We start from the raw sequence: 16,514 nt of genomic DNA, 5'->3' as shown, positions 1-16,514 counted from the left end.
TCAGTGCGCGTCGACCGGGATGTGGCTCCGGGTGATGCGCTTGCGGAAGATCCAGTAGGTCCAGGCCTGGTAGCCCACGATGAGCGGGACGAAGACCAGCGCCGTCCAGCTCATCACCGTCAGGGTATAGGGCGTGCTCGAGGCGTTCTCGATGGTCAGGCTGTTGGCGATGTCGTTCGAGGCGGGCATCACCGCCGGGAAGAGCGTGGTGAACAGCGCGAGCACCGCGAGGCCGATCGTGCCGGCCAGCAGGGCGAAGGCACGGCCCTCCCGCCCGCGGACGTTCGCGAGCCAGGCGAGCACCAGGGCGGTCGCCGCGGCGATCGACAGCAGCCAGGACGGACCGCTCCCCTGCGCCAGGTTCGTCCAGCCGAGGAACACCGCGGCGACCGCGACGGTCACCAGCCCCGCCCGCGTCGCCAGCCGGCGCGCGCGCTCGCGGATCTCGCCGTCGGTCTTCAGCGAGACGAACACGACGCCGTGGGTGAAGAAGAGCAGGAGCGTCGTCGCGCCGCCGAGCAGCGCGTACGGGTTCAGCAGATCGAAGACCGTTCCGATGTAGTTGTGGTCCGCGTCCAGCGGCACGCCCTGCACGATGTTCGCGAAAGCGACGCCCCAGAGGAACGCGGGCACGGCCGAGCCGATCACGATCATCGTGTCGAACCGCTTCTTCCAGGCGGCCTCCGGACGCTGGTGCCGGTACTCGAAGGAGACGCCGCGGGCGATCAGCGCCAGCAGGATCAGCAGCAGCGGCAGGTAGAAGCCGCTGAAGAGCGTCGCGTACCACTCGGGGAAGGCGGCGAACATCGCAGCGCCCGCGACGATGACCCAGGTTTCATTGAGGTCCCAGACCGGCCCGATCGTGTTGATCAGGACGCGGCGGTCGGTGTCGTCGCGGCCGAGGAACGGCAGCGACATCCCGACGCCGAAGTCGAAGCCGTCGAGGACGAAGTAGCCGATGAAGAAGACGGCGACGATCCAGAACCAGAGCGTGGCGAGATCGAGCGATCCGAGATCCATGTGCGCAGTGCCCTTCTCAGTAGACGGTGCCGACGAGCTGCGGGCGACCGCTCTCCTCGTCGATCTCGGGGGCGTCGTCGGGGCCGGCCTGGGCCGCCCGCTTGATCAACCGGAACTCGACGACCGCGAGGGTGCCGTAGATCGCGGTGAAGGCGATCAGCGAGATCAGCACCTCGAGGCCGCTGACCCCGGGCGAGACGCCGTCCGCGGTCTTCAGCAGGCCGAAGACCAGCCAGGGCTGGCGGCCCATCTCGGTGAAGACCCAGCCGACGATCATCGCCATCAGCGGCAGCGGTGCCGCCCAGATCGCGATCTTCCACATCCACTGCTTCGGCCGGCGGCCCTTGCGGGTGAACCAGAGGCCGGCGGCGGCGACGCCGATGGCGAGGACGCCGAGCGCAATCATCCATCGGAACGACCAGTAGGTGACCCAGATGATCGGCGTGTAGTCGCCCGGTCCGTAGACCGCGCTGTACTGCGCCTGCAGGTCGTTGATGCCCTCGACGGTGCCGGTGAAGGTGTGCGTCGAGAGGAAGGAGAGCAGGTAGGGGATGCGGATCGAGAAGAGCTCGCTCGAGCCGTCGGGGGTGCCCCAGGTGAAGACCGAGAACGAGGCGTCGACGCCGGTGGACGTCTTGTACAGCGCCTCCGCGGCCGCCATCTTCATCGGCTGCGTGTCGACCATCGCGAGGCCGAGCGAGTCGCCGGTGAAGAGGGTGAGGCCGCCGCTGACCAGCATCATCCAGGCGCCGAACTTCAGCGCCGGGCGCATCGTCTCGAGGTGCTGGTTCCGCGAGAGGTGGTAGGCGGCGACGCTGACGATCACCGCGGCCGAGACCATGAAGCAGGCGAAGATCGTGTGCGGGAACGCGGCGAGCGCGACCTTGTTGGTCAGCAGGGCCCAGATGTCGGTGAGCTCGGCGCGGCCCTTGGCCTCGTTGATCCGGAAGCCGACCGGGTTCTGCATGAAGGCGTTCGCGGCGATGATGAAGTAGGCCGAGAGCGTCGTGCCGAGCGTGGTCAGCCAGATCGTCGCGAGGTGCAGCTTCGCCGGGAGCTTGTCCCAGCCGAAGATCCAGAGGCCGATGAACGTCGCTTCGAGGAAGAACGCGAGCAGGCCCTCGAAGGCGAGCGGGGCGCCGAACACGTCGCCGACGAAGCGGGAGTAGTCGCTCCAGTTCATCCCGAACTGGAACTCCTGGACGATGCCGGTGACCACGCCCATCGCGAAGTTGATCAGGAAGATCTTGCCGAAGAACTTCGTCAGCTGCAGGTAGTGCACGCGGCCGGTGCGCACCCAGCAGGTCTGGAAGATCGCCACCGTGAGCGCCATGCCGATGGTGAGCGGCACGAAGAGGAAGTGGTAGATCGTCGTCAGGCCGAACTGCCAGCGCGACAGGAGGAGCGGGTCCAGGAGTTCGTTCACGGCTCCGAGCCTAGGTCGACCAAAGGGGCGCGATGCCCTCGGATCCCAGTACTGGGGCGGATGTGCGCCTCCCGCGGGGCCCCCGGCGACACCCTTCCGGGACGGTCCGAGCCGCCCACCGCCGACCCGCGCGTCAGTGACGTCTCGACGTCGAGACAGAGCGTCTAGACGTCGAGAGATCTCCTCCCGTGGGTCCGGTCGAGCAGCGCCCGCGTCCGTCAGAGGGTCGGCGACGGACCTCTCGACGGCGAGCGATCGCTCGCGACCCCGCTTCGCGCTGTCGAGCTCGCATCTTCACAGGTCTTTCACAGCTGCTCCGGCGTCCCGCGTCCGCACTGAGAGATCGTGCGCCGTCACCGCGCGACGCTCGCGGCTCCCGCTCGGCCGCGCCCCCTACGATCGAGGGATGCCGAGCAAGGGGAGCTACGCCAAGGGTGTCGCGAAGCGCGAGGAGATTCTGCAGACCGCCCTGGAGGTGTTCTCGCGGCAGGGGTACCGCAAGGCCTCGCTGCGCGAGATCTCGGAGGAGGTCGGCCTGACGCAGGCGGGGCTCCTGCACTACTTCGACTCGAAGGAGGAGCTCTTCGCCGAGGTCCTCCGCAAGCGCGACGACACCGACCGCGCCGTCTACGACCTGGAGCGGAAGGGCGATCAGGCGATCGAGCAGGTCGTGAAGCTGATCCGCCACAACAGCGAGGTGCCCGGTCTCGTCCACCTCTACGCGACGCTCTCCGCCGATGCGACCGACGAGTCGCACCCCGCGCACGAGTTCTTCATCGAGCGCTACCGGACGGTCAACGAGGTCTTCGCCGCCCGCGTCCGCGAGGACCAGAGCGAGGGGCTCATCGCGGCCGACATCGACCCCGAGCTCGCGGCGAAGATGATCACCGCGCTCTCCGACGGCCTGCAGGTGCAGTGGCTGCTCGACGACCGGGTCGACATGGGCTCGATCGTCGAGACCTTCTGGTCGCTGCTCAAGCGGGTCCGCTGAGATGCCGGAGCGCACGCGGCCGTGAACGACGCTCTGACCGGCATCCTCGCCTTCGTCGTGAGCGTGCCGCCCGTCTGGCGGACGCTGCTGGCCGGCCTCGCCGTCTTCTTCGAGACGACGATCCTCGCCGGGCTGATCGTGCCGGGCGACACCGTCGTGATCGTCAGCGCGACCGGCGTGACGTCCCCCCTGCAGTTCGTCGCCCTCGCGATCGCCGTGATCATCGGGGCGCTCTGCGGCGAATCGGTCGGCTTCTACCTGGGCCGCTGGTTCGGACCGCGGATCCGCGGCTCCCGCCTCGGTCGCCGCCTCGGCGAGAAGAACTGGCTGCGGGCCGAGCGCTACCTCGCGCGCCGCGGCGGCATCGCCGTCTTCCTCTCGCGCTTCCTCCCGGTGCTGCACTCCCTCATCCCGCTCACCGTCGGGATGAGCGGCATGAGCTACCGGACCTTCATGGCCTGGACGACGCCCGCGTGCATCCTCTGGTCGTTCGCCTACGTCGGCGTCGGGGCCGCCGCGGCGGGCGGCTACCGCGAGCTGTCGGACAGCCTGCACTACGCGGGCTACCTCTTCGTCGGGGCGATCGTGGTCTTCGTGCTGGTCGTCATCGGGGTCAAGAAGCTCCTCTCACGCGCAGAGGCGCGTCACCTCGACGAGTGACGCGCCTCCGGGCGTGAGCGGGTCGGGTCAGCCGATCAGGCCTGCCGAGGTGAGCCACTCGGTCGCGATGGCCGCGGCCGACTTCTGCTCGTTGACGCTCTCGGAGTTCAGCGCGACGAGGTCGTCGGCGGTCAGCTTCGCGCTGACCCCGTTGATGATCTCGGCGGCGTCGTCGTCGACCTTGTCGGAGACGATGGGCACCACGTTGTCCGCGACGAACAGGCCGTCGGGGTCGGCGAGGGGCAGCAGATCGTTCGACTCGATGTTCGGGTCGGCGGTGTAGATGTTCGCCATCTGGATCTGGTTGCTGGCCAGCGCGTCGACGGTCGTCGATCCGCCGCTGTCCTCGATCGCCTGGAACGTCGTGGTGATGCCGTACTTCGACTGCAGAGCGTCGGGCCCGTAGGGACGGGTCTGCAGCTCGGAGTTGCCGCCGAGCACGATCGGATCGGTGACGTTCTTCAGCGAGGCGATGTCGGTCAGGTTCCACTGGTCGGCGAAGGCCTGGGTGACCGTGTAGGAGTTCTGGTCGCTCGCGTCCGCGGCGTCGAGCGCGCGCAGTCCGTCGGGCAGGGCGTCGGTGAGCGCCGAATAGACGTCGTCGGCCGTGGTCGCGGTCGTGTCCGGCTCCAGCGCCTGCAGGAGGCTGCCGCCGTACTCGGGGAACACGTCGATCGAGCCGCTCTCGATCTCGGGCAGGTAGATCTCGCGCTGACCGATGCGGAAGTCGCGCTGCACGGTCATCCCCCCGTCCTCGAGGGCCTGCGCGTAGATCTCGGCGATGATCTCGTTCGAGTAGTAGTCCTGCGAGCCGATGACGATGGTGTCGCCGCCGGCGGTCGCTCCCGATCCTTCGTCGAGCGGATCGCTGGACGAGCACCCTGCCAGCGCCACCACGGCGCCGACCGCGAGTGCGCTGAGAACGACACGGCCCTTCTTGGTTGCTGTGAACATCTCTTATTTCCCTTCGTCGATGGGGATTCCCACCACCGCGCGGCGTCGGAGTGACGACGCGCGGAAACCTGAGCGCTCGGTCGTGGCGCGGCCGAGACCGAGCACGACTCCGCGGGGCACGGCGATCCGCTGGAGGACCGCGAACAGCACCTCGCTGAGCAGCGTGAGCACGATCACGATGATCGATCCCGCGAGCATCTGCGGGTAGTCGCCCGCCTTCACGCCCTGGAAGATGTAGCGGCCGAGGCCGCCGGCGCCGATGTAGTCGGCGAGCGTCGCCGTGGCGATGATCTGCAGGGCCGCGACGCGCAGACCGCCGATCAGCAGCGGCAGGCCGAGCGGGATCTCGACCTTCGCCAGGATCTGCCACTCCGTCATGCCGACGGAGCGCGCGGCGTCGACGGTGCGGCGGTCGACCGCCTCGAGCCCGGAGTAGGCGCCCGCGAGGATCGACGGGATCGCCAGGATCACCAGTGCGATCAGCGGCGCGCCCAGGCCGAGACCGAGGCTCATCGCCGCGAGCACCAGGACGCCCAGGGTGGGCAGCGCGCGGAGGCCGCCGGCGACGGGCACCGCGATGCCCTTGCCCTTGCCGGTGTGGCCGATGAGGTAGCCGAGCGGGATGGCGATGGCCGCGGCGATCACCAGCACGATGAGGCTGATGCCGAGGTGCTGCGCGACGCGGGTCGGGATGCCGTAGATGCCCTCCCAGTGCGTCGGGTCGCCGATCCAGGCGAAGGCCTGGGCGATGAGGTTCACGCGGTCACCGCCTTCGCGCTCGCGGCGCTCCTGCGGCGGGAGCGGCTCCGGTCGAGGGTGGTCCACGGCATCAGCAGGCGCCCGAGCAGGACGAGGAGCCCGTCGAGCACGAGGGCCAGCACGATCGTGAGCACGATGCCGGTGATGATCTCGCCCTGGATGCCGCGCTGGAAGCCGTCGGTGAAGAGCAGGCCGAGACTCTGGATGCCCAGCACCGCGCCGACCGTCACCAGGCTGACCGTGCTCACCGTGACCACGCGCAGACCCGAGAGCAGGACGGGACCGGCGAGCGGGAACTCGACCTTCCAGAACCGGGCCCAGGCGGAGTAGCCCATCGCCGTGGCCGACTGGGTCACGTCCTCCGATACCGCGGAGAGCGCGTCGGAGGTGGTCCGCACCATCAGCGCGATGCCGTAGAGCGTGAGGCCGATGATGACGTTCGCGGTGGAGCGCAGCGGGATGCCGAGCAGCGCGGGCAGCAGGATGAACATCGCCAGCGACGGGATCGCGTAGAGCACGCCGAGCCCGGTGAGCAGCGTGCCGCGGCTCCAGCGGTAGCGGTTGGCGACCCAGCCGAACGGCAGCGAGATCACGAAGCTGAGCAGGATCGGCGGGACCGAGAGCGCGAGGTGCGCCAGCAGGTTCGCGAGGATCTGATCGGTGTTGTTGACGACCCAGTTCACGCGTCGACGCCGTCCTGCGCGCGCAGGACGCCGGTCGGCCGCCCGTCGCCGTCGACGACGATCCGGGCGCCGTCGCGCTCCTCGATCGAGAGCGAGCGCTTGCCGCGGTCTGCGCCGACGAAGCCGGCGACGAACTCGCTGGCCGGGTTCGCGAGGATCTCGGCGGGCGAGCCCTTCTGCGCGATCCGGCCGCCCTTCTCGAGGATGACGACCTGATCGCCGAGCAGGAAGGCCTCGTCGATGTCGTGGGTGACGAAGACGACCGTCTTGTCGAGCTCGCGCTGCAGGCGGAGCGTCTCGCGCTGGAGGTCGGCGCGCACGAGCGGATCGACGGCGCCGAACGGCTCGTCCATCAGCAGGATGTTGGGGTCGACGGCGAGACCGCGCGCGACGCCGACGCGCTGCTGCTGACCGCCGGAGAGCTGGCTGGGGTACCGGGTGGCGAGGGAGCGGTCGAGGCCGACGGTGTCCATCAGCTCGAGCGCGCGGTCGTGGGCGGGCTTCTTCGCGACGCCGTTGAGGCGCGGCACCGTGGCGATGTTGTCGATCACCCGGCGGTGCGGCAGGAGGCCCGAGTTCTGCATGACGTAGCCGATGCGGCGGCGGAGGGAGACGGCCGGGAGCGTGGAGATGTCCTCGCCGTCGATCTCGATCGTGCCGCCGGTCGGCTCGATCATGCGGTTGATCATCCGCAGGATCGTCGTCTTGCCGCAGCCGGACGAGCCGACGAAGACGGTCGTCTGCCGGGAGGGCAGCACGAGCGAGAAGTCGTCCACCGCCCGCGTGCCGTCCGGATACTGCTTGCTCACTCCGCGGAATTCGATCACGGTCCTGCTCTTCCCTGTCCCGTGGTCCCGGTCAGAACCTGGCGATCAGCAAAACATCATTCGGAGACGCGTGCCAACCCGGATGGCGCAGTGTTGCACCGGAGCGCGGAAAGAGCTAGGCCGCCGGCGGCCGTCGCGGTCAGGCCTCGATCGGCCCGTAGTGCATCGAGAGGTAGTTGCGCAGCAGCACCCGGGCCTCGTCGATGAAGCGCTGGTCGCCGGCCGGGTCGATGAGGAAGGCGCGGGTGAGCATGGCGTCCGCGACCTCGATCACGACCTCGAGGCGGAACGACAGCTGAGCGCCCCCGGGCAGGCCGTACTCGGAGGCGAGGATCTCGGCGAAGCGGCGGGCGAAGAAGCCGGCCTCGAACGCCTCCCCCGCGACCTCGGGGGCGTGGATCGTGTCGACGAAGCGGATCGAGCGGAAGCCGGCCTCGGTGCGGTGCATGTCGCAGAACGCGTCGACCGCGCAGTCGACGGCGCCCCACCAGTCCGCCGGGTGCTTCTCGCGGATGTCGGTGATGACCTTCTTGCGGAAGCGCTCGAGCGCGCGCTCGCGCAGCGCCTGGAGCACGGCGATGCGGTCGGGGAAGTAGCGGTAGACGGTGCCGATCGCGGCGCCCGCGCGCTCGGCCACCATCGCGGTGGTCAGGCGGTCGAAGCCGACCTCGTCGACCACGGCCGCGGCGGCGTCGAGGAGGGAGGCCAGCCGGGCCGCGCTGCGGACCTGGACGGGCTCGTTGCGGACCTGAGGCGACTCTCCGAAAGGTCGATCGACGAGGTTTCCAAGCGGCACGGCGAAGCTCCTTCGGTATCGGTTTCTACAATCGTACGCACGCGGACGTGCCGTCCGCGTCGAATCACCGAATGTCTCTCGCTTTCTTCGCCCCGCGTAGGGTGGGCGCGCAGCGGCACCCCAGGAGGACCCATGTGCGGACGCTTCGTCCTCTCGCAGACCAGCGCCGACCTGGTCGCGCTCTTCGACATCGACGAGCCCGGCGCGGATCTTCCGGGCCCGTCCTGGAACATCGCGCCGACGCAGCGGATCGCCGTCGTCGCGGAGTCGATGAAGGGCGTGGAGGAGGGCGAGCCACCGCGCCGCCGCCTGGCCGGCGCGCGCTGGGGCCTGGTGCCCCGCTCGGCCGCGGATCCGTCCGGTGCGCCGCTCTTCAACGCGCGGATCGAGTCGGTCGCCGAGAAGCCCTCCTTCCGCGAGTCCTTCGCCGCGCGACGGGCGATCGTGCCGGCCTCAGGCTGGTACGAGTGGCGGGTCGGCGCCGACGGCGCGAAGGCACCCGTGTTCGTCTCCCCGGGCGGCGGGGCACTCGTGCTGTTCGCCGGGCTGTACGAGTGGTGGCGCTCGGCGGAGCCCGGGGCGCCGTGGCTGCTGTCGGCGACGATCCTGACGCGCCCGTCCGCGGGCGCGTCAGCCGAGGTGCACGAGCGGATGCCCGTGCTGCTGCAGCCGGAGCTGATCGAGGACTGGCTCGACCCGCTCACCCCGGGCGACGGCTCGCTGCTGCGCGCGGCGTCCGACGGCGCGGCCGAGCTGGCCGAGGAGCTCGACGTGCACCGCGTCGGCGCCGCGGTCGGCACGGTGGGCAGCAACGGGCCGGAGCTGATCGAGCCCGTCGAGGACTGAGTCGGACCGGCGTCCCTCCTCCGGCGCAGCGCGGCGCCCGCCGGACGGGGGCGTCCGGCTGCCGGGGCCGTCTGGCACACTGGGCGGATGCCGCTGACGCCCGAGAGCAAACCGATGAGCGCCGGGGCGGCCGAGGTCCTGCACCGCGCCGCACGCATCGAGGACCGGATCCACGCGCTGCGCATGCGCCGGGTGACGCGCAAGGGCTACGTGCCGCGGATCATCCCCTACACCGGCTACGGCACCACCGAGCAGCTCCGCGTGCTCGCGCGCGTCCTCTACACCCGGCCCACCCCGCCCGGGGCGCAGGAAGTCCAGCCCGTGGAGAGCGTCCGCGGCTGGCGCAGCTTCACGAGCCTCTACATCAGCGGCGCGGTCGTCTCGGTCTCGGTCGACGGGCAGAGCCACCGGATGGTCGCGGACCGCGGCGGCGTGATCGACACCGACATCCCGATCACGCTCGAGCCGGGCTGGCACCGCATCACCCTCACCGTCGAGGGCGGCGCGCCGGTCGAGGCCCCCGTCTTCATCGTGCGGCCGGAGGCGAGGATCGGCGTCGTGTCCGACGTCGACGACACGGTCATGGTCACGGCGCTCCCCCGGCCCTTCGTCGCCGCCTGGAACACCTTCGTGCTCGACGAGCACGCGCGGATGCCCACGCCGGGGATGGCCGTCTTCCTCGACCGCTTCTCCCGCCAGAATCAGGGCTCGCCCGTCATCTACCTCTCCACCGGCGCCTGGAACGTGGCGCCGGCGCTGACGCGGTTCCTGTCGCGGCACCTCTACCCGGCGGGCGCGCTGCTCCTGACCGACTGGGGGCCGACGCACGACCGCTGGTTCCGCAGCGGCAAGCAGCACAAGGAGGAGAACCTCCGCCGCCTCGCCATGGAGTTCCCGGACGTCCGCTGGCTGCTGGTCGGCGACGACGGGCAGCACGACGAGGAGATCTACTCCGACTTCGCGCACGAGCACCCCGAGAAGGTCGCGGCGATCGCGATCCGCCAGCTCTCCAACGGCGAGGCGGTGCTCGCCGGCGGCCGCTCGAAGGCGGCCGACCTCTCGGAGACGAGCGGCACCCCGTGGGTCTACGCCCCGGACGGCGCCGGCATCTCCGAGCAGCTGACCGAGCTCGGCATCCTCTGACCGTGCCGGAGGCCGTGCCGGAGGCCGTGCCGGCCGAGCAGCTCCGCGGGGGCGCAACTGCATGCTGGTCGAGTAGCCCCGCAGGGGCGTATCGAGACCCGGCGTCGTCAGCTCGGCGGGTCTGCAGAGTCGACTTCCGGCGACGGTGGATCTCGATACGCCCGCTCCGCGGGCTACTCGATCAGCATGAGGCAGCCGCGCCCAGCGGCCGTGCCGCGAACGACCGAGGCCGCCCGCTCCCCGGGTGGGGAGGGGCGGCCTCGGTCGTGGCGGGGCGGACTACGCCTGGTGCGCGGCCTGGAGGTCGAGCGTGATGGTGACCTTCTCGCCGATGAGCACGCCACCGGTCTCGAGGGCGGCGTTGTAGGTGAGACCGAAGTCGGTGCGGTCGATGGTCGCCTTGGCGGTCAGACCGGCCTTGTAGTTGCCGTAGGGGTCGGAGCCGAAGCCGCCGAACTCGACCTCGAAGGTCACGGGCTTGGTGACGTCCTTGATGGTGAGCTCGCCGTCGACGAGGAAGTCGTCGCCGTTCGCGCGGACCGCGGTCGACACGAAGTGGATCGACGGGTACTTCTCGGCCTCGAAGAAGTCGCCGGTGCGGAGGTGTCCGTCGCGGTTGGGCTCGTTGGTGTTGATGGAGGCGACCTCGGCGGTGGCCTCGACCTTGGAGTCCAGCGGGTTCTCGCCGGTGGTGAAGGTGGCGGTGAAGCGCTCGAACTTGCCCTTGACCTTGCTGATCATCAGGTGGCGGACGCTGAAGCCGACCTCGCTGTGCGTGGGGTCGATGACCCAGGTGCCGGCGCGGTATCCGGGGATGGTGGTGGTGTCGCTCATGGTTTCTCCTCGAGAGTGTGAATCGCGCGGGAAGCTCGTCCCCGTCCGATGTATGCAAGCGCATCGACGGATCGAGTATTCCATGTAGCGACAACCTTTTTCGACACGGGACCCCTGTCCGACGACTGATGGACACTTCCATGCCGCCTTCCACCCTCGGAAGGGGCACAGACGGTCGCCACGGCGCGGGCGAGTCCGCGCGGAGCACGACGAAGACTGAGGACGGCCCCGCAGCATCCGCGCGATCCCCGGCCAGAGCCGGCGCCCCTCCGGAGGCGCCCTTCGACAGGAGACACCGATGACCGACGCCCCCACCCCCGCCGACGCCCTCCGCCGCCGCACCGTGCTGGCCGGCGCCTGGGCCGCTCCCGTGGTCGGAGCCGCACTCGCCTCCCCCGGCGCCGCGGCCTCGACCACGGAGATCACCGGGACGATCGTCTTCACCCCCCGCCAGTACCGCGGGACCCGCGTCGGCGACCGGGTCGAGTTCCCGCCGCTGACCGGCACCGTCACCATCTCGCGCGGTCCGATGCCCTCGAAGGCGTTCGTGAACTTCTCGGACCCGAACGAGCGAGTCGATCTCCGCCGCGACGCGGGCCGGTTCACCCCGGTCGACCCGGTGACCGGACGCTTCTCCTTCGACGGCGTCTACAACGCGATCGTCGACGGCGAGAACCCGTTCGGCTTCGCCTACGCCGGCATCGCGGAGGAGGACGCAGACGGCGCGATCTTCGGCTACGACGTCGCCGAGCTCGACGGCTGAGCCGCCGGGGGGCCGATCTGTCAGCGCGCGGCCGTCGGCTCCGCGTCGCGCACCGGGTTGCGGATGCCGAGCAGCGAGACCAGCCCGCCGAGGAAGAGCAGCGCGGCGGTCGCGATCGCCGCGCGGCGGAAGCCCTCCGCGTCGAGCGTGTCACCCACGATCAGCGAGGTGGCGGCGATCGCGACCAGCCCGGCGATCCGCGAGACCGCGTTGTTGATGGCGGAGCCGACTCCGCTGTGCCGGCTGTCGACCGCGCCGAGGATGGTGGAGGTGAGCGGGGCGACGGTGATCGCGAGGCCCAGCCCGAAGAGCAGGATGCCGGGCAGCAGCTGGGTGGCGTAGTCGGCCGGCGGACGGACGCCGGCCAGCAGCAGGAAGCCGACGCCGGCCACCAGGGGTCCGACACCCATGAACAGCCGCGGCCCGAACCGCGCCGTCAGCGAGCCGGCGACCTGCGAGAGCAGCAGGAGCAGGATCGTCGGCGGCAGCGTGGCGAGGCCGGCGAGCGTGGCCGAGAAGCCGAGCCCCTGCTGCAGGTAGAGACCCAGGGCGAAGAAGCCGAACGAGAGTGCCCCGTAGACGAACGCCGTCGAGACGTTGCCGACCGTGAAGTTGCGCGAGGCGAACAGCGAGAGCGGCAGCATCGGGTTCGGCGTCCGACGCTCCCAGAGCACGAAGGCGACCAGGGCGGCCAGACCGCCGATCAGGGCCACGAGCACCAGCGGGTTCCCGAAGCCGAGCCGCTCCTGCTCGATCAGCGCGAACACCGGCCCGCCGAGGCCGATCACGCCGAGCACCGCGCCGACGCCGTCGATCGGCACCCGGGTGCCGGAGTCGACGTGGCCGAGCCGCCGCAGGAGCAGCAGCGTCACCGCGATCGGGAGGAGGTTGAGGGCGAAGACGTAGCGCCAGGAGCCGGCGTCCACCAGCAGCCCGCCGATCACCGGGCCCGCGATCGTCGCCGTGCCCGTCCACGCGGTCCACGCGCCGATGGTCTTCGCCTGCGCGGCGCCGTGGACGGTCGCGATGATCAGCGCCAGCGAGCTGGGCACGAGGATCGCCCCGGCGGCGCCCTGGAGCATCCGGGCGACGATCAGCACCTCCGCCGTCGGCGCGAGCGCGCAGAGCAGCGAGGTGACGCCGAAGCCGATCAGGCCGATCGTCATGCTACGGGCGCGCCCGATCCGGTCGGCCAGCGAGCCGGCGACCAGGATCAGCGCGCCGAGGGTGATCAGGTAGCCGTCGACCACCCACTGCTGCACGGCGAGCCCGCCGCCGAGCTCGCGGGTGATCGCGGGCAGCGCCACGTTGACGACCGTGCCGTCGAGGAACGCCACGAAGGAGGCGAGGATCGCGACCACGAGGACCGCGCGCGGGCGGCTCGTCGCGGTGTCTGCGGAGGTGCTCATCGCTGCTGCCGGCTCATCCGCTCACCGTACTCCGAGCCGACGCGGCGCAGCGCGGCACCGCCGGTACAGACTCGTCGCCTACTCTCGTAGCCATGTCTGCGCAAGGAACCGCCCGCAGCGGCGTGCTCGCCCGCGTCCTCGGTGTCGTCGGAGCGAGCCTGGCCGGAGGGCTGCTGATCACCGTCGGCGTCACTCCCGCCCTCGCCGTCACCGGGCTCGCCGCCAACAACCCGATCGGCCTCTTCGAGACCGTGCCCGAGTACCTCGAGCTGGGCCAGCTGGCGCAGAAGACCGAGATCTACGCGAAGAACGGCGACGGGACCGACGGTCTCCTCGCCTCGTTCTACGCGCAGAACCGCGAGGAGGTGGCCTTCGACCAGGTCAGCCAGTTCGTGAAGGACGCGGCCGTCTCCACCGAGGACCCGCGCTTCTACGAGCACGGCGGCGTCGACCTGCAGGGCACGATCCGCGCGGTGCTGAGCAACGTGGTCGGCGGCGATCTGCAGGGCGGGTCCTCGATCACGCAGCAGTACGTCAAGAACGTCCTCGTGCAGAAGGCCGAGGCGCTCAGCGACACCGACGCCGCCGCCTCGCAGGCCGCCTACGACGAGGCGACCGCCACGACGCCGGCGCGCAAGCTCAAGGAGATGAAGCTCGCCGTCGACCTCGAGAAGAAGTACAGCAAGGACGACATCCTGCTGGGCTACCTCAACATCGCCGGCTTCGGCGGGCAGGTCTACGGGATCCAGGCCGCGGCCGAGTACTACTTCTCCAGCACCGCGGCGACGCTCTCGCTCGCCCAGGCCGCCAGCCTGATCGCGACGGTGAACAACCCCAACGGCCTCCGCATCGACCAGCCGGAGAACATCCCCGAGAACAAGGTCCGGCGCGACTACGTCCTGGACCGGATGCTCGAGGAGGGGAAGATCTCCCAGGCCGACCACGACGCGGCGGTGGCCGAGGAGGTCGTCCCGGCGATCAAGGAGACGCCCACGGGCTGCCAGCAGGCCGGCAACGCCGCCTTCTTCTGCGACTACGTGACCCGCGTCATCCAGAACGACCCCGCGTTCGGCGACGACGAGAACACCCGCTTCGCCAACTTCCAGCGCGGCGGCTACAAGATCTACACGACGCTCGACCGCGAGCTCCAGGACGTCGCGACGGCGGCCACGAACGCCGCAGTGCCGAAGGTGCCCACGAACGACGTCAACATCGGCAGCTCGACCGTCTCGATGGAGGTGGGCACGGGCCGCGTCCTGGCGATGGTCCAGAACAAGGACTACGACGCCGCCGGCTCCGTGAACGGAGCGAACTTCTCGGCGATCAACTTCAACACCGACACGGCCTACGGCGGTTCCGCCGGCTTCCAGGTGGGGTCGACCTACAAGGTCTTCACCCTCGCGCAGTGGCTCGCCAACGGGCACACGCTCTATGAGACGGTGAACGGCCGCGAGCGCGGCTTCTCCGGTTTCACGGCGAGCTGCGACCCGAACGGCGGCGAGGACCTGTCCTATCCCGCCGTCGGCAACGACGACAACGAGAACGGCACCTACAGCGTCCTCGAGGGCACGATGCGCTCGATCAACACCGTCTTCGTCTCCATGGCGCAGCAGCTCGATCTCTGCGCGATCCGCGACCAGGCGGTCGCCTTCGGAGTGAAGGCGGCGGACGGTGGCGTGATCGACTACAAGCCGTCCTCGATCCTCGGCTCCGACACCCTGATCTCGCCGATCTCGATGGTCACCGCCTTCGCCGGATTCGCGAACAACGGCTCGGCCTGCTCGGCCATCGCGATCGACTCCATCACGGATGCGACCGGAGTCGGCGTGCAGCCGCCGACGTCGACCTGCAACCAGGCACTCTCGCCCGAGCTGACCGCCGTGGCGAACTACGCGCTCCAGCGCGTCGTCACGTCCGGTACGGCCGCCCAGTCGGATCCCGATGACGGGATCGAGCACATCGGCAAGACCGGAACCACCGACAACGCCGAATCCACCTGGATCGACGGCGCGAGCTCTCGCGTCGCGACCGTCGTCTGGGTCGGCAACATCGACGGCCACGTCTCGATGCGCGAGGTGCGCTTCCCGAACTCGGACCTGGAGTCGCGGCCCTACGCATCGAACATCCGCCACTACATCTGGAACAGGGTGATGACGGCCGCCGACGAGAAGTACGGCGGAGACGACTTCGCCGAGCCGAGCAGCGCGCTGCTGAACGGTCGGCAGATCGCCGTGCCGAACGTCGCCGGGCAGTCCGTCGACGACGCGACGGAGGTGCTCGAGGACCTCGGCTTCGACGTCGAGGAGGGCGCCACCGTCGACGCCGCGACGCCCGCCGGAACCGTCGCCGGCACCGACCCGGGCGCCGGGACGACGATTGCCCGCTACTCCAGCATCACGCTGCTGGTGAGCAACGGCGCCCTGGTGCCCGCTCCCGCGACGCAGGCGCCCGCTCCCACGGCGACCACGGCTCCGACCGCGACGGCCGAGCCCACCGCGGAGCCGACCGTGACTCCGACGCCGCTGCCGACCGCGACGCCCACCGTCACCCCGACGGCGGAGGTCGACCAGTGAGCGGCTTCGATCCCGGCTTCCTCGGCGCCCCGCTCACGGCACCCCGTCCCTCCGGCGCCCGCGTGGTGCGGCAGCTGCCGTACACGCACTTCGAGGTGCTCCTCGCCCCGGAGCGCCGGCTCGCGCTCTCGACCGCGGTGAACATCGACGGGGCGCGGCTGCTCGACCTCGGCCGCGGCGACGACTGGCACCTCGACGAGCGCGTGCCCGCGAGCGAGCAGACCGGGCCGGAGGTGTACGCGCGGAACGACTTCGACCGCGGCCACCTCGTCCGCCGCCGCGACCCCGTCTGGGGCGAGCCGGCCGAGGCGCGCGCCGGCAACGTCGACAGCTTCTGCTACACGAACGCGGCGCCGCAGGCCAGCGGCTTCAACCAGTCCAAGGAGCTGTGGCTCGGCCTCGAGGACCTCGTCCTCGAGTACGCGGAGGCGAACCGCGCCCGGATCGACGTCTTCACCGGCCCGGTGCTGGCCGAGGGCGACCCGGTCTACCGCGGCATCGGCATCCCGCTGCGGTTCTGGAAGATCGCGGCCTGGAGCCCCGACGGGACGACCCTCGCGGCGAGCGCGTACCTGCTCGACCAGACCGCGCTGGTGCGCCGGATCGTCGACGGCGAGGACCGCGAGGGCCTCGCCCCGCTCGGCGCCTACCGGACCTTCCAGGTCGCGGTGGCGAGCCTGGCCGGGCCGACGGGTCTGGACCTCGACGCCCTCGCCGCCGTCGACGTCCTCGGCGCGGCCGGAGCGCGCGCGGAGCCGCCGCGCGAGCTGCGCACGGCCGAGGACGTGGCGCGCGGTCTGACCGCCCGCTGAGCCGCACGCCGAGCCGCC

The 16,514-nt window shown here is 70.4% G+C and carries 16 protein-coding genes; 7 read left to right on the top strand and 9 right to left on the bottom strand.

Going from position 1 to position 16,514, the window contains the following annotated elements; all coding sequences use genetic code 11:
* Positions 1-1,020, bottom strand: coding sequence for a cytochrome d ubiquinol oxidase subunit II (cydB, locus tag MT350_RS05100; RefSeq protein WP_243615497.1), 1,020 nt, complete (start codon positions 1,018-1,020; stop codon positions 1-3).
* Positions 1,021-1,036: 16 nt separating this feature from the next.
* Positions 1,037-2,446: a cytochrome ubiquinol oxidase subunit I gene (locus MT350_RS05095; protein ID WP_243615496.1), complete on the bottom strand. Its 1,410-nt coding sequence runs from the start codon at positions 2,444-2,446 to the stop codon at positions 1,037-1,039.
* Positions 2,447-2,852: 406 nt separating this feature from the next.
* Here MT350_RS05095 and MT350_RS05090 point away from each other — a divergent pair, with 406 nt between their 5' ends.
* Both MT350_RS05090 and MT350_RS05085 read left to right on the top strand, forming a co-directional pair.
* Positions 2,853-3,437: a TetR/AcrR family transcriptional regulator gene (locus MT350_RS05090; protein WP_243599025.1), complete on the top strand. Its 585-nt coding sequence runs from the start codon at positions 2,853-2,855 to the stop codon at positions 3,435-3,437.
* A gap of 21 nt (positions 3,438-3,458) precedes the next feature.
* Entirely contained in the window at positions 3,459-4,097 is a 639-nt protein-coding gene (locus MT350_RS05085) for a DedA family protein (RefSeq protein WP_123445593.1), read from the top strand.
* A 27-nt stretch (positions 4,098-4,124) separates the two neighbouring features.
* Here the strand turns inward: MT350_RS05085 and MT350_RS05080 are convergent, their stop codons facing one another.
* From MT350_RS05080 to MT350_RS05060, 5 genes are all read right to left on the bottom strand, one after another.
* Complete coding sequence (locus tag MT350_RS05080; RefSeq protein WP_243599024.1) at positions 4,125-5,051, bottom strand: ABC transporter substrate-binding protein; 927 nt, start codon at positions 5,049-5,051, stop codon at positions 4,125-4,127.
* 3 nt (positions 5,052-5,054) lie between these two features.
* On the bottom strand, positions 5,055-5,810 hold the full coding sequence (locus MT350_RS05075) for an ABC transporter permease (RefSeq protein ID WP_243599023.1): 756 nt from the start codon (positions 5,808-5,810) through the stop codon (positions 5,055-5,057).
* Positions 5,807-6,493 (bottom strand): ABC transporter permease, encoded by a 687-nt coding sequence (locus tag MT350_RS05070; protein WP_123445590.1) that lies wholly within the window; start codon positions 6,491-6,493, stop codon positions 5,807-5,809. Before MT350_RS05070 ends, MT350_RS05075 begins: the two co-directional genes overlap by 4 nt.
* The gene (locus MT350_RS05065; protein ID WP_243599022.1) at positions 6,490-7,320 is read right to left on the bottom strand and encodes an ABC transporter ATP-binding protein; all 831 of its coding nucleotides are present in this window, start codon (positions 7,318-7,320) and stop codon (positions 6,490-6,492) included. The genes MT350_RS05070 and MT350_RS05065 overlap by 4 nt, the downstream gene beginning before the upstream one ends.
* A 139-nt stretch (positions 7,321-7,459) precedes the next feature.
* A complete protein-coding gene (locus tag MT350_RS05060; RefSeq protein WP_133961754.1) occupies positions 7,460-8,116 on the bottom strand; it encodes a TetR family transcriptional regulator in 657 nt (218 codons plus the stop codon).
* A 132-nt stretch (positions 8,117-8,248) separates the two neighbouring features.
* Here MT350_RS05060 and MT350_RS05055 point away from each other — a divergent pair, with 132 nt between their 5' ends.
* Positions 8,249-8,962: an SOS response-associated peptidase gene (locus tag MT350_RS05055; RefSeq protein WP_243615495.1), complete on the top strand. Its 714-nt coding sequence runs from the start codon at positions 8,249-8,251 to the stop codon at positions 8,960-8,962.
* 114 nt (positions 8,963-9,076) lie between these two features.
* Positions 9,077-10,105, top strand: a complete 1,029-nt coding sequence (locus MT350_RS05050) for an App1 family protein (RefSeq protein WP_243615494.1) — start codon at positions 9,077-9,079, stop codon at positions 10,103-10,105.
* Between the two features lie 279 nt (positions 10,106-10,384).
* On the opposite strand, the gene MT350_RS05045 is transcribed toward MT350_RS05050, so the two are convergent.
* The gene (locus MT350_RS05045) at positions 10,385-10,939 is read right to left on the bottom strand and encodes a YceI family protein (RefSeq protein ID WP_123445585.1); all 555 of its coding nucleotides are present in this window, start codon (positions 10,937-10,939) and stop codon (positions 10,385-10,387) included.
* Positions 10,940-11,237: 298 nt separating this feature from the next.
* On the opposite strand from MT350_RS05045, the gene MT350_RS05040 reads away from it, so the two are divergent.
* Positions 11,238-11,702, top strand: a complete 465-nt coding sequence (locus tag MT350_RS05040) for a hypothetical protein (RefSeq protein ID WP_123445584.1) — start codon at positions 11,238-11,240, stop codon at positions 11,700-11,702.
* Between the two features lie 20 nt (positions 11,703-11,722).
* On the opposite strand, the gene MT350_RS05035 is transcribed toward MT350_RS05040, so the two are convergent.
* A complete protein-coding gene (locus MT350_RS05035) occupies positions 11,723-13,111 on the bottom strand; it encodes a DHA2 family efflux MFS transporter permease subunit (RefSeq protein WP_243615493.1) in 1,389 nt (462 codons plus the stop codon).
* A gap of 92 nt (positions 13,112-13,203) precedes the next feature.
* Here MT350_RS05035 and MT350_RS05030 point away from each other — a divergent pair, with 92 nt between their 5' ends.
* Positions 13,204-15,684: a transglycosylase domain-containing protein gene (locus MT350_RS05030; RefSeq protein WP_243615492.1), complete on the top strand. Its 2,481-nt coding sequence runs from the start codon at positions 13,204-13,206 to the stop codon at positions 15,682-15,684.
* Entirely contained in the window at positions 15,681-16,496 is an 816-nt protein-coding gene (locus MT350_RS05025; RefSeq protein WP_243615491.1) for a DNA/RNA non-specific endonuclease, read from the top strand. The genes MT350_RS05030 and MT350_RS05025 overlap by 4 nt, the downstream gene beginning before the upstream one ends.
* The last annotated feature ends 18 nt before the right edge of the window (positions 16,497-16,514 follow it).

This window comes from Rathayibacter sp. VKM Ac-2928 (assembly GCF_022815545.1).
Taxonomy (GTDB): Bacteria; Actinomycetota; Actinomycetes; order Actinomycetales; family Microbacteriaceae; genus Rathayibacter; species Rathayibacter festucae.
The sequence above is the reverse complement of the archived record's forward strand: the minus strand, read 5'-3'. Positions and strand labels throughout refer to the sequence as shown.